The organism is Micromonospora sp. WMMD964, assembly GCF_029581455.1.
Taxonomy (GTDB): Bacteria; Actinomycetota; Actinomycetes; order Mycobacteriales; family Micromonosporaceae; genus Micromonospora.
The window spans coordinates 4,616,292-4,629,073 of the sequence record NZ_CP120860.1; the positions used below are offsets into that span (position 1 = coordinate 4,616,292).

11 protein-coding genes are annotated in these 12,782 nt (G+C 73.5%); 2 read left to right on the forward strand and 9 right to left on the reverse strand.

The genetic code is table 11. The annotated features are described in order from the left end of the window. Nucleotides 1–30: 30 nt before the first annotated feature. From O7616_RS21290 to O7616_RS21320, 7 genes are all read right to left on the reverse strand, one after another. The gene (locus O7616_RS21290) at nt 31–1,620 is read right to left on the reverse strand and encodes an asparagine synthase-related protein (RefSeq protein WP_282303597.1); all 1,590 of its coding nucleotides are present in this window, start codon (nt 1,618–1,620) and stop codon (nt 31–33) included. 4 nt (nt 1,621–1,624) lie between these two features. Continuing rightward, a complete protein-coding gene (locus O7616_RS21295; RefSeq protein ID WP_282303598.1) occupies nt 1,625–2,593 on the reverse strand; it encodes a DUF5715 family protein in 969 nt (322 codons plus the stop codon). A gap of 100 nt (nt 2,594–2,693) precedes the next feature. Further along, nucleotides 2,694–3,503, reverse strand: a complete 810-nt coding sequence (locus O7616_RS21300) for an isocitrate lyase/phosphoenolpyruvate mutase family protein (RefSeq protein ID WP_282303599.1) — start codon at nt 3,501–3,503, stop codon at nt 2,694–2,696. A 153-nt stretch (nt 3,504–3,656) separates the two neighbouring features. After that, a complete protein-coding gene (locus O7616_RS21305; protein ID WP_282303600.1) occupies nt 3,657–4,385 on the reverse strand; it encodes a winged helix-turn-helix domain-containing protein in 729 nt (242 codons plus the stop codon). Nucleotides 4,386–4,452: 67 nt separating this feature from the next. Further along, on the reverse strand, nt 4,453–4,971 hold the full coding sequence (locus tag O7616_RS21310; protein ID WP_282303601.1) for a 2'-5' RNA ligase family protein: 519 nt from the start codon (nt 4,969–4,971) through the stop codon (nt 4,453–4,455). A 154-nt stretch (nt 4,972–5,125) separates the two neighbouring features. Beyond that, on the reverse strand, nt 5,126–5,731 hold the full coding sequence (locus O7616_RS21315) for a response regulator transcription factor (protein ID WP_282303602.1): 606 nt from the start codon (nt 5,729–5,731) through the stop codon (nt 5,126–5,128). Continuing rightward, entirely contained in the window at nt 5,728–6,882 is a 1,155-nt protein-coding gene (locus O7616_RS21320) for a histidine kinase (protein ID WP_282303603.1), read from the reverse strand. Before O7616_RS21320 ends, O7616_RS21315 begins: the two co-directional genes overlap by 4 nt. Before the next feature lie 131 nt (nt 6,883–7,013). Between O7616_RS21320 and O7616_RS21325 the strand changes: the two genes are divergently transcribed. Continuing rightward, nucleotides 7,014–7,886 (forward strand): hypothetical protein, encoded by an 873-nt coding sequence (locus O7616_RS21325; RefSeq protein WP_282303604.1) that lies wholly within the window; start codon nt 7,014–7,016, stop codon nt 7,884–7,886. A 187-nt stretch (nt 7,887–8,073) separates the two neighbouring features. Then, nucleotides 8,074–9,807: a DEAD/DEAH box helicase gene (locus O7616_RS21330; RefSeq protein WP_282259354.1), complete on the forward strand. Its 1,734-nt coding sequence runs from the start codon at nt 8,074–8,076 to the stop codon at nt 9,805–9,807. Nucleotides 9,808–9,854: 47 nt separating this feature from the next. Here O7616_RS21330 and O7616_RS21335 read toward each other — a convergent pair whose 3' ends face one another. Continuing rightward, nucleotides 9,855–10,256, reverse strand: coding sequence for a DoxX family protein (locus tag O7616_RS21335; protein WP_282303605.1), 402 nt, complete (start codon nt 10,254–10,256; stop codon nt 9,855–9,857). 134 nt (nt 10,257–10,390) lie between these two features. Continuing rightward, nucleotides 10,391–12,721 (reverse strand): endopeptidase La, encoded by a 2,331-nt coding sequence (gene lon, locus O7616_RS21340; RefSeq protein WP_282303606.1) that lies wholly within the window; start codon nt 12,719–12,721, stop codon nt 10,391–10,393. Between the last annotated feature and the right edge of the window lie 61 nt (nt 12,722–12,782).

Consider the following 12,782-nt stretch of genomic DNA (forward strand, 5'->3'; position numbering starts at 1 on the left):
CCGGCCGCCAGGAACAGTCGGGCGGGGAGTTCAGCGGCGGGCCGGGCGCGGGCCGACCAGTCGACGGACCATCGGCGCGGCGTTCCACCTGGCCGCACCGACCAGGTCGCGGGCGTGCTCCAACACCGTGTAGTCGGGTCGGCTCAACCCGTCGGCGATCGCCCGGTCCAGGTCGTTGCCACAGCGGCTGAGGACGGTGTCGAAGTCCCGGCGGACCGGCTCCTGCAGGTCGTAGCCGAACGAGCGGTGCAGTCGGGCGAAGAGCGGCTTGTACAGCCGGACCCGCTCGTGCAACCCGGACGAGTAGGACATCGGGTTCTTCCGGCGGCGCAGGATGTAGTCCGGCAGCACGTCCGCGAACGCCCGCCGGACGATCCACTTCTCCCGCCCGTGGCGGATCTTCAGATCCACCGGCAGCCGCATCGCGAGTTCCACCACGCTGAGGTCGAGGAACGGCACCCGGGCCTCCACCCCGTGCCCCATGGCGGCCCGGTCGACGCGCTGCAACTCCGTACGGCACAGGTTGCGGATCCGGTGCAGGAACAGCCGTCGCGCCGCGGTCGGGCCGACCTGGTGGTACATCGGGTAGCCGCCGAACAGCTCGTCGGAGCCGTCGCCGGTGAGCACCACCTTGATGCCCAGGTCGCGCAGCCGCCGGAAGATCGGCACCGAGACGACCGCGTTGATGATGTCGCCGTACTCGGTCAGCTCGGAGATCCGGATCGCCTCGCGGACGTCGGCGAGGCGGATGTCCCGCGGACGCAGCTCGACCACCACGTGCGGCACGTCGAGGTCGGCGGCGAGCCGTCGGGCGTACGCCACGTCGGGGCTGTCCGCCACCCCGACCGTCACGGCCACGCAGTCCGGGTGGATGTCGCGCACCTGCCGCAGTGTCAGCGAGCTGTCCAACCCACCGGAGAGCACCACCCCGACGGTCAGGTCGGTCTCCACCCGCATCCGGATCGAGTCGCTCAACGCGGCGCGGACGAGCAGGGCGGCCTCGTCCGGGTCGTCGATGACGGGCAGGCCCGCGCCGATGGTGAGCAGGTCGACGTGCGGGGTGAGCCGCACGTGCCCGTCCGCCTCCGCCCAGCCGTGGTGGCCGGGCGGCACCTCGACGATCGGGGCGCCGTGCCCGACGAGCGCCTTGACCTCGGAGGCGAGGTGCAGGCAGCCGGGACGGCGGGACCAGTACAGCGGCTTGACCCCGACCGGGTCGCGGGCCAGGTAGGCCCGGCCGGTGGCCCGCTCGACGATCGCGAAGGCGTACTCGCCGCGGAGCCTGGTCACCGCCGCCTCGCCCCACTGCTGGAACGCGGCGAGCAGCACCTCGGTGTCGCTGTCGGTGCGGAAGACCTGCCCGAGACGGGTCAGCTGCGCCCGCAACTCCCGGTGGTTGAAGATCTCCCCGTTGAAGCAGAGCAACCAGCGTTCATCGGTGGAGGTCCACGGCTGCACCGCCCGGTCCCGGTCGACGATCCGCAGCCGGCGGGTGCCGGCGAGCAGACCGTTCTCGGACCGGGTCTCGGTGACCTCACCGCGTGGGGCCAGGACGGCGAGCATCCGCCGGAACGTCGCCGGGTCGGCCTCGGGGCCGATGCTCAACGCGATGCCACACACCGGGTCAGACCCCCATCTCGGCCTCGTACGCCCGGCGCAGGCGACGCCGGGCGGTCGGGGCGAGACACAGGTGCCACGCCTGCCCCTCGTCGATCACGTTCAGCTCTCCGGCCTCCTGCCTGTCGAGCAACAGCTCCGCCAGGGTGTCCCGGGCGCCGAAACGCTCGAACCAGGCCAGCTCGACGTCGACGGAGTAGCCGAGGCAGTGTCCGCTGGGCAGCATCGCGGCGTAGCCCAGACGGCGCAGGCGGTACTGGTGTTCGGCGCTGCGGACCAGGCTGGTCACCCACAGCGGCGGGGTGGCCGGCGGCGCGGCGGCGGCGAACTCCCGTCCGATGTCGTTGAGCAGCGCCACCACCTCTCGGCGGGCCCGGCGGAACAGCAGCCCCGCCGTGCGCGGGGTGACATCGGGTCGGAGCCGACGCCGCAGACCGCGGGCGGCCCGGCCGAGCATGGTGGCGGGCTGCTCCTGGTAGCGGAAGCGCAGCAGGTCACGGCGGCGCAGCCACTCCAGGTCGACCAGTTCGGCGCTGCCGTTGACCTGGTCGTCGGTGACGAACGTCGGAGCGTCCTGCCACCACAGCACGTCGATGCGCGAGAGCAGGTAGATCCGGACCAGCGCGGTCAGGTCACGGGCCGAGGTGCGCTCGTTCGGCTGGTAGCGGGCCATCTCCAGCAGCAGCGTCTCGCGGGCGCCGATCAGCCCCTGCGGGGTGGCGTCGAGGACCGCGGCGAGCGCCGGCTCCCGCAGTCGCTCGTCGATGAGCACCTGCCGGGCCCGGGTGCTGGTCGCGTCGGCCAGGGCGCCCACCTCGACCAGCAGTTCCGCCACGGCGGCCCGGTAGGCGGCCAGGTCGGGGTCGGCGGTGGGAAGGCGGCGCGGGGCCGCGCCGGAGGGTCGGCGGCGCGCGGGTGCGGTGGGTGACACGGGCGGACCGGGTTGCTGTCCCGGACTACGACTGGGCACTCGCATGACGGGGGTCCCTTCTCCGGTCACCACAGTGGGTACTTCGCCCTGTAATACACCGTAATCGCCGTGACCGGAGCGGACCGAACAATCCTCCTATCCACCCCTAAGGGAGCGGGCCGTCCGGTTGCACCGGGGTCAGCCCCTGCACCTCGGCGTACGACGGCAGCCCGGCCGGGGCGTCGAGCCCGCCGGCGCGTACCCCGTCGGCGGCGGTGAGCGCGGCGGCCAGCGCCGCGCGGAACAGCAGCGAGCCGGTGCTGACCCGCGCGACCCCGACCCGGGCGAACCCGTCCGGCCCGGGGCCACCGGGTTGGTAGAGCGCGTTCACCGGGGCGTCGATCCGCTCCACGAGGCCGCGCAGCATGTCCAGGTCGACGATGCCGGGCACGAAGATCCCGTCGGCGCCCGCCGCCCGGTAGGCGCGCGCCCGGGCGAGGGTCTGCGGCAGCGGGTCGTCCACCCCGAGCCACCAGGTGTCGATGCGGGCGTTGACGAACAGGTCCGGCACGGCCGCCTTCACCGCCGCGACCTTGCCGGCGAGGCACTCGGGGTCGGCGAGGCCGCCGTCGGCACGCCCGTCCTCCAGGTTGATCCCGACCGCGCCGAGCGCGGCGAGCGCCGCCACGTAGTCGGCGACCTCCGCCGGGTCGTCGCTGAACCCGGCCTCCACGTCGACGCTGAGCAGCACCGGCACCCGCGCCAGGCGACGGACCAGGGCCAGGGTCTCCTTCGCGGTGGCCGCCGCGCCGTCGGGGAGGCCGGCGGTCGCGGCGACGCCGAGGCTGGTGGTGCCGATCGCCGGATGGCCGCGCGCGGCGAGCGCCGCCGCCGAGGCGTGGTCCCAGGCGTTGGGCAGCAGCAGGGGACGGCCGCGGCGGTGCAGGGCGTGGAACGCGGCACGACGTTCGCTCATCGGACGCTCACCTCCAGTGTCGTCGGAATCCGCAGAGTGGGGTGTGGCTCGTGGCGCAGGTCCGCGCGGTGATGTCGGGCCAGTCGTCAGTCACCGCACGACCGTAGGACCGGAACACTTCGCTCCCCGCCGAACGGTCCCGCCTCGGGCGGGTCAGGCGCGACCGCTCGCCGGTGACGGGGCCGCAGCGGGGGCGAGGGTGTGGTCGGGGACGGAGAGGGCCGCGGCCAGGGCGGTGCGGCCGGTCGGTGTCAGGCGGACCGCCCGTCCAGTCCCCTGGATGATCCAGCCCAGGTCGGTGAAGCGGCCGCGCAGCGCCGCGCCGAGCGCTCCGGCCAGGTGCGGACGGCGCTCGGTCCAGTCCAGGCAGTCGCGGACCATCGGGCGTCGGCCGGTGGACAGCGCCTGCACGGGCACGCCAAGGTCGGTCGCCCAGGCCCACCCGTGCGCGGTCAGCGACAACCCGCTGGACCGGTCCAGCCGCCCATCGGCCACCAGCGCGTCGTACATCAACACACCGAGCCGCCCGGCCAGGTGGTCGTAGCAGGTCCGGGCGTACGCCAGGGCAGCGCCGGCCGTCGCCGCGCGTAGCGTTCGGGTCGGCGCGGGCGGGGCCGGGGCGTGGCCGGCCAGTTGCTCGATCAGGTGGGCCACCGACGGCCCGGCCAGCCGCAGGTAGCGGTGCCGGCCCTGCCGTTCCTCCACGAGCAGCCCGCCCCGCACCAGCCGGGTGAGGTGGTCGCTGGCCGTGGACGGCGCGACCCCGGCACGCCGGGCGAGTTCCCCGGCGGTCCACGCCCGACCGTCGAGCAGCGCGACGCAGATGCCGGCTCGGGTGCCGTCGGCCAACTCGGCCATCGCCCGGCCCTCAGCACCCCTCATGACGCCATCATCGCCCTGAGCACCGGAGCGGCGACCGGGCAGGGTCGGGTTCGAGGGGCGCTCCCGCTCAGTCGAGCCGGGTCAGCGGGGACACCGTCCGGTTCGTACCGTCGTAGCTGCGCGCGCCGTCGAACGAGCCCGCCGGGCGCTGCCCGCCCGTGACGGCCCGGGCCAGCCGTAGGTCCGCGTTGCGGAACCGGAGCGCCAGGCTCAGGTGCGGCACCCAGGCACCCGGCGCGTGCCACGGACGCTGCCCCTCGGTGTCGGCGAGGACGTCCCAGACAGCGGCGTGCAGCGCGGTCAGCGCGGGCGTGGGTCGGACGAGCCAGACCAACGGAGCGCTGCCGTCGAGAACCACGACGCGCTCTAGGGTGACCGGCACCGGCAGCGCGTCGTCGAACAGATCGGCCAGACGGTGCTCTACGCCGGGTGGAAGATCGTCCACCGCGGCGAGGGTGAGGTGCGGCCGGTTGGTCGGATGGATGGTGCGGGCCAGACTGGGCAACCCGGCAGCCGCCAGACGGCCCCAGACCGCCCGGACCGCGACCTCCAGGCCGGGCGAGCAGACGAGTTCCACGGTACGCACGCGCCCACGCTAACGGGACGGGTCGCCAGCCGAACGCCAGACCGGTCCGCCGCCGACCCCGGTCACTGGAGCATTCTTGGACAGTTTCCGTTCTCACGGAACGGAAACTGTCCAAGATCTACATGTCGGACGCCGAGATGGGTCGTCGAGCGGATCAGAGCCAGCCGTTGTCCCGGGCGGCACGGACCGCCTCGGCCCGGTCGGCCGCGCCGAGTTTCTGAACGGCCGCGGAGAGGTGGTTGCGGACCGTGCCGGTGGACAGGTGCACCCGGCGGGCGATCACCGCGACCGGTGCGCCGAACTCGGCCAGCCGCAGCGTCTCCAACTCCCGAGGCGTGAGCGGGCACGCCGGCAGGGTGAGCGCGTCGGCGGCCAGCGACGGATCGACGTACCGTCCGCCGCCGTGCACGCGGCGGATGACGTCGGCGAGCGCGCCGCCGGGCGAGCCCTTGGGCAGGAAACCCCGCGCCCCGGCGGTCAACGCCTGGCGCAGGTGCCCCGGGCGGCCGTGCCCGGTCAACACGACCACGGCGCACTCGGGGCGGACGCGGGTCAACTCGGCGGCGACGGCGATGCCGTCCAGGCCGGGCATCTCCAGGTCCACGACCGCGACGTCCGGACGGTGCGCGATCGTCGCGGTGACCGCCGTCGGCCCGTCGGCGGCCTGGGCCACCACGTCGATGTCCGGTTCGAGGCCGAGCAGCGCGGCGACCGCGACCCGGATCAGGTCCTCGTCGTCGGCCAGCAGGACGCGGATCACGACGGCACCGGCACGGTGGCCTCGAGTGTGAACACCGCGTCCTGGCGGCGGACCCGCAGCTCTCCCCCGGCCGCGGCGAGCCGGTCGGCCAGGCCCCGCAGGCCGTGGCTGTGCTCGTCCGGGCCGCCGTCGTCGGCACCGTCGTTGGTCACCGTCATCCTGGCCACGTCCTTCTCCCGGTCGATGTGGATCCGGCACCATTCGGCGCGGCTGTGGCGCAGCACGTTGGTGCTCGCCTCACGCAACACCGCCGCCAGCTCGCTGGCGGCCGGCTGCGGCAGGTCCACGGGTGCCGGGGGCACCGTGCAGCGCACCCCGCAGGAGCGGAGCACCTCCGCCACGGCGACCACCTGCTCACCGAGGTCGACAACACGGTAACCGTGCACGCTCTCGCGGACCTCGGCGAGCGCGGACGCGGCGAGGCGCTGCACCTCGGCGGCCTCCCGACCGGCCCGAACCGGGTCGACCGGGGCGAGCCGCGCGGCGAGTTCGGCCTTCAGCGCGATCACGGTGAGGCCGTGCCCCAGCAGGTCGTGCACGTCGCGGGCGAAGCGCAGTCGCTCCTCGGCGGCGGCCAGCCTGCCCTGGGCGGCCTGGCCCTGCCGGGCCTCCACCAGCAGGTCCCAGAACCACACCTGGAACCTGTTGACGGCGGCCACACCCACGCCGACCCCGCCCGTCACGGCCAGGGAACGCCCGACCGATCCGCCGGTCCACAAGGCCACCGCCGCCGACACCAGGAGGGCGCCGGCGGTGACCGCCAACGCTCCGGGCAGGCGGACCACCAACGGGGCCATCCCGACCAGGGAAGCGCCGAGCCATGCCCAGGTCGGCCAGACCCCGGCCGCGACCGGGGCCACCAACGGCACTGTCAGTACCGCCACGACGGCCAGGCCGAGCTGGGCGCGCCGTCGCCACCGCTGCGCGAGCCAGGGGGTGACGGCCGCGTACAACACGGCGGTCTGGGTGGCCGCGAAGGCGAGGATGCCGACCACGCCGAGCGCGACGCGGCCGGCGTCCGGCTCCCGGGTCAGGCCGACCGCCGGCAGCAGGACGGTCGCCCACATCCCGAGGGCCAGCGACAGCAACGTCGCCTGCCGCGCCCGGAGCAGCCGGCGGTCGGCCCGGGGAGTCACCGCCTCGCTCGTCACGCGTCGATCCTAGGACCGCGCGCCGACCGGTCCACCCATGCGAGTTGTCACGGTCGGACCGTGCGACTCGCGCGGGATTCCGGTGACGGACGCGCCTGCCCACCGAGCCGGGACACCGGCAGGGTCAGGGCATGGAGAACACACGGGTGTACGCGGACAGCACTGTCGTACCGCCGCCTGGGCCGCTGCCGGCACCACCCGGCACCGGCACGCGGCGGCTGTGGTGGCATCTCGCCGAGATGGCGTTGGCGATGGTCGTCGGGATGCTGCTGCTCGGGCCGCTGTGGGACGCCGCCGGCGCCCCGCTCGGGCTCACCGGGACGCTGGGTCGGCCGGAGGTGGCCGCGCTGGTGATGGCCACGAACATGACAGTCGGGATGACGGTGTGGATGCGCTACCGGGCGCACCACTGGCGTGGTGTCGGCGAGATGGCCGCGGCGATGTACGTGCCGTTCCTGCTGCTGTTCGTGCCGTACCGGACCGGCCTGCTCGACGCCGACGCCCTGTTGCTCGGCGGTCACCTGCTGATGGTGCCGGCGATGGTGCTGGTGGCGGTGCGGCATCGGCACGAGTCGCCGGCGGTGATCCGTCGACATCCGGCCGTGGTGGCGCTCGCCCACCGCTGGCCGACCGGGCTGGCGCTGCTGGTGACGGTGGACATGTGGGTCGACCCGACGGTGCTCAGTCCGTGGACGATGCTGGTGCTGCCCGGCGGATACCTGCTGATCGGCATGGTCCGACGCACCCTGCACGGGCCGGGCGTGCTCGCCACCCAACTGGTCGGCTTGGTCGTCTGGGTGGCCCTGACGCTGATCGCGCTCGGGGTCGGAGGGCGGACGGCGGCGTGGTTGGTGGCGCTCGGTTGGCTGGCGCACGCCGGGTGGGACCTGGCCCACCACCGCACCGGCCGGGTGGTGCCGCGCTGGTACACCGAGGGGTGCGCGGTGCTCGACACGACGCTGGCAGGCATCATGATCCTGGCAATCCTGACCGGCGCCGTCTGACGCTCCGCCCGTCCGGGGGCGGAGGGGCAAGATCCGCACAACATCGGTGAAACTGCTGCCTCAGGCGTCGTGGAGGCAGCAGTTTCACCGATGTTGCGTGGATCTTGTGGCGGCGGTGGCGCGCCCTGGCCGCGCTCTTGTGGCGGTCGGCGCAGCGGCCCGGACGGCGTGATGAAAGGCTTGGCACATGAGTTCCGCACCTGTACAGCACGACGCACCGTCCGACGCCACCCCCGCCGGCACCGACGAGGTGAACGCCTTCACCGAGCTCGGCCTGCGCGCCGAGCTGTTGGGCGCGCTGTCCGCCCTCGGCTACGAGGAGCCGACGCCCATCCAGCGGGAGGCGATCCCACCGCTGCTGAAGGGTCGGGACCTGTTGGGTCAGGCGGCCACCGGCACCGGCAAGACGGCGGCGTTCGCGCTTCCGCTGCTGAACCTCATGACGGCCCACCGTCGCGGCGGTGACCCGGTCGCACTGGTGCTGGTGCCGACCCGTGAGCTGGCGGTGCAGGTCTCCGAGGCGTTCCACCGCTACGGCAAGGACCTGGGCGCCCGGGTGCTGCCGATCTACGGGGGGCAGCCGATCGGACGGCAGCTGCGGGCACTCGACAGCGGCGTGGACGTGGTGGTGGCCACCCCGGGGCGCGCCCTCGACCACATCGCCCGGGGCACCCTGCGCCTCGGTGGGCTGACCACGGTCGTGCTCGACGAGGCCGACGAGATGCTCGACATGGGCTTCGCGGAGGACATCGAGGCGATCCTGGAACACGCCCCGACGCAGCGTCAGACGGTGCTCTTCTCGGCCACCATGCCCTCGCGCATCGACGGCATGGCCCGGCAGCACCTCAGCGACCCGGTCCGGATCGAGATCGGTCGGGAGCAGCCGGTCGCGGGTGAGGCGCCCCGGGTACGGCAGAGCGCGTACATCGTGACCCGGGCGCACAAACCGGCCGCGCTGGGTCGGGTGCTGGACGTGGAGTCGCCGACCGCCGCGATCGTGTTCTGCCGCAGCCGCGAGGAGGTCGACCGGCTGACCGAGACGATGAACGGCCGGGGCTACCGCTCCGAGGCGTTGCACGGTGGCATGAGCCAGGAGCAGCGCGACCGGGTGATGGGCCGACTGCGGGCGGGCACCGCCGACCTGCTGGTGGCCACCGACGTGGCGGCTCGCGGGCTGGACGTCGAGCAGCTCACCCACGTCGTCAACTACGACGTGCCGTCCGCCCCGGAGTCGTACGTGCACCGCATCGGCCGGGTGGGTCGGGCCGGCCGCGAGGGCGTGGCGATCACCCTCGCCGAGCCGCGCGAACACCGGATGCTCAAGACGATCGAGCGGGTGACCGGCCAGCGGATCATCATCGACAAGATCCCCACCGTGGCGGACATGCGGACCCGCCGGTTGGAGCTGACCCAGGCGGCGTTGCGGGAGAGCCTGCTGGAGGACGACCTCGACCCGTACCGGGTGATCGTGGAGACGCTCACCGACGAGTTCGACCTGATGGAGGTCGCCCTCGCCGCGGTGAAGCTGGCCCACGAGGTCACCTCGCCGGGCTCCGACGACGAGGAGGAGATCCCGCAGGTCCCGGTGCGCGGTCCCCGCGAGGGGCGGCCGGAGTCCGGCGGCCGGGGCGGCGATCGGCGCGGCGGTGGCCGGCCGCGTTCCGGTGGCGGCAACACCGTCCAGGTCTTCGTCGGCCTGGGCCGACGCGCGGGAGTACGCCCGCAGGACCTGGTCGGCGCCATCACCGGCGAGACCGGGATCCGTGGCCGGGACATCGGCTCGATCGAGATCGCCGACCGGTTCTCCCTGGTGGAGGTGCCGCAGGGGGTGGCCGACGAGGTGATCTCCGGGCTGCGCCAGAGCACGATCAAGGGCCGCAAGGCGACGGTGCGCCGCGACCGCGGACGCGACGACCGCTGAACACGTCGCCGGCGACCGCCGGCATACGACGGTCGCCGCCGTAGCCGTCAGAAGGAGTACGGGCCGAAGCGTCCCCACGCCACCACGGCGGCGAGGACCAGCAACACCGCGCAGGTGATCGCACCCTGGATCTCCAGCTTGCGTCGGTCACCCGTGTGCTCCTTCATGTCGCGCCGGTGCACCACGATGCCGCCGATCATGACGATGACGAGCCCCACGGCGGCGAGTGGGGTGAGCACTGTGGCGATGCCGGTGAGTGGGGGCAGCACCAGCCCGGCGGCGGCCAGCACCTCGACGAAGCCGAGTGCCTTCACCTGCGACGGCGGGACCGGGTCGACCCAGCCCATCCGGTCGCGCAGCTTCTCCTTGGGTCGGGTCAGCTTGGCCAGGCCGGCGCCGGCGAAGACGGCGGCGAGCAGGATCTGGATCGCCCAGAGCGGCACGTTCACGGGGGTCACCTCCGGGGGGCACCGCCTCGCGGCGGAGAGGTCGTGGAGAGCGTCAGGCGACAGTAGCGCTCGATGCGCGGACATCGATGACCCCCGCCGTCACGGGGACGGCGGGGGTCATCGATGTCGGAGGGTCAGGAGACGAAGAGCGCCGGTCCGTCCAGCGCCGGGACGTCGGCCGGGCGCAGCGCCAGGGCGAGCACGTCGGCCACGTCGGCCAGGGTGTGCACGGTCAGCGCCTCGCGCACCTCGGTCGGCAGGTCGTCCAGGTCGGGCTCGTTACGCGCCGGGATGATGACCTCGGTGAGGCCGGCCCGGTGCGCGGCGAGCAGCTTCTGCTTGACCCCGCCGATCGGCAGCACCCGACCGGAGAGGGTCACCTCACCGGTCATCCCGAACTCGGGGCGGACCGGGCGGCCGGTGACCAGCGACGCCAGGGCCGTCACCATGGTGATGCCGGCGCTCGGGCCGTCCTTGGGCACCGCGCCCGCCGGGAAGTGGACGTGGATCCGCCGCCCGGCCAGGGCGTTCGGGTCGATGCCGAGCCGTCGCCCGTTGGAGCGCAGGTACGACAGCGCGATGTGCGCCGACTCCTTCATCACGTCGCCGAGCTGGCCGGTCAGGGTCAGCCCCGGCTCGCCCTCCATGCTCGTCGCCTCGATGAAGAGCACGTCACCACCGGCGCCGGTGACGGCGAGGCCGGTCGCCACGCCGGGTACCGCGGTGCGCTCGGCCGACTCCGGGGTGAACTTCGGTCGCCCGAGGTAGCCGGTGAGGTTGTCGGTGTCGACGCGTACCGGCGACGGGTCGGTCGCCAACGTCACCGCCACCTTGCGCAGGATCTTCGCCAGGCCCCGTTCGAGCTGCCGGACACCGGCCTCCCGGGTGTACTCCCCGGCGATCAGCGCCAACGCCTCGTCGGCGATCTCCACCTCGTCGGCGGTCAGCCCGGCCCGCTCCCGCTGCCGGGGCAGCAGGTGGTCCCGGGCGATGGCGACCTTCTCGTCCTCGGTGTAGCCGTCCAACATGACCAGCTCCATCCGGTCCAGCAGCGGGCCGGGGATGGACTCCACCACGTTGGCGGTGGCCAGGAAGAGCACGTCGGACAGGTCGAGGTCGACCTCCAGGTAGTGGTCCCGGAAGGTGTGGTTCTGCGCCGGGTCGAGCACCTCCAGCAGGGCGGCGGCGGGGTCACCGGCGTAGCCGGCGGCCAGCTTGTCCACCTCGTCCAGGAGCACGACCGGGTTCATCGAGCCGGCCTCGCGCAGCGCGCGGACGATCCGACCGGGCAGCGCGCCCACGTAGGTGCGCCGGTGACCACGGATCTCCGCCTCGTCCCGGACGCCGCCGAGCGACACCCGGACGAAGTTACGGCCGAGCGCCCGCGCCACGGACTCACCGAGGCTGGTCTTGCCGACACCGGGAGGACCGGCGAGGGCGAGCACCGCGCCGGAGCCGCGACCGCCGACCACACCGAGGTTGCGCTCGGCCCGCCGGTTGCGCACCGCCAGGTATTCCAGGATGCGGTCCTTCACGTCGGCCAGGCCGGCGTGGTCGGCGTCGAGCACCGCCCGGGCCGCGGCCAGGTCGGTGTCGTCCTCGGTACGCGTGCCCCACGGCATCTCGAGCACGGTGTCCAGCCAGGTACGGATCCAGCCGGCCTCCGGGGAGGCGTCGCTGGCCCGCTCCAACTTGCCGACCTCGCGCATGGCCGCCTCGCGGACCTTCTCCGGCAGCTCGGCGGACTCGACCCGGGACCGGTAGTCGGCCGAGCCGTCCGGCTCGTCCTCGCCCAGCTCCTTGCGGATCGCGGCGAGCTGCTGACGCAGCAGGAACTCGCGCTGGGACTTCTCCAGCCCCTCGCGGACGTCACTGTTGATCTGCTCGGTGACCTCCTGCTCGGCCAGGTAGTCCTTCACCCAGCCGACCAGCAGCTCCAGCCGCGAGGTCACGTCGGGCGCGGCGAGCAGCTCGGTCTTCTGCTCCAGGGTCAGCCAGGGCGCGTAACCGGCCGAGTCGGCCAACTCGGAGAGGTCGGTCATCCGCTCCACCGCGTCGATGACCTGCCACGCGCCCCGCTGTTGCAGGACGGACGTGACCAGGGCGCGGTACTCGCGGGCGAGTTCGCGGGCCCGACCGGCGTAGGCGGGTTCGTCGAGTTCGGTCGCCTCGACCCAGAGCGCCGCGCCGGGGCCGGGAACGCCGGAGCCGATCCGGGCCCGGGACAGGCCACGGATGACGGCGGCGGGCTCTCCCTCGGGCAGCCGGCCGACCTTCTCGATGGTGGCGACCACGCCGACCGGGCCGTACTCGCCGTCGATGCGCGGAACGGCCAGGAGCTTTCGGTCGCCGGTCGCGCGGGCGGCGTCGATCGCGGCCTGGGTGGACGGGTCGAGGGTCACCGGGATGACCATCCCGGGCAGTAGCACGGCGTCGGTCAGGGGAAGTACCGGAAGAGTTGCCATCGAACACCTGCCATCACGTTTGAGTTGAGCGTGTCTGGCTCAAGTAACAAAGCGTTCCCCT

Bases quoted from the DNA above. Each gene is read 5' to 3' on its own strand.
- O7616_RS21295 (WP_282303598.1), bottom strand. From the start codon at position 2,593: ATGCGAGTGCCCAGTCGTAGTCCGGGACAGCAACCCGGTCCGCCCGTG.
- O7616_RS21300 (WP_282303599.1), bottom strand. From the start codon at position 3,503: ATGAGCGAACGTCGTGCCGCGTTCCACGCCCTGCACCGCCGCGGCCGT.
- O7616_RS21305 (WP_282303600.1), bottom strand. From the start codon at position 4,385: ATGAGGGGTGCTGAGGGCCGGGCGATGGCCGAGTTGGCCGACGGCACC.
- O7616_RS21325 (WP_282303604.1), top strand. From the start codon at position 7,014: ATGGAGAACACACGGGTGTACGCGGACAGCACTGTCGTACCGCCGCCT.
- O7616_RS21330 (WP_282259354.1), top strand. From the start codon at position 8,074: ATGAGTTCCGCACCTGTACAGCACGACGCACCGTCCGACGCCACCCCC.
- lon (WP_282303606.1), bottom strand. From the start codon at position 12,721: ATGGCAACTCTTCCGGTACTTCCCCTGACCGACGCCGTGCTACTGCCC.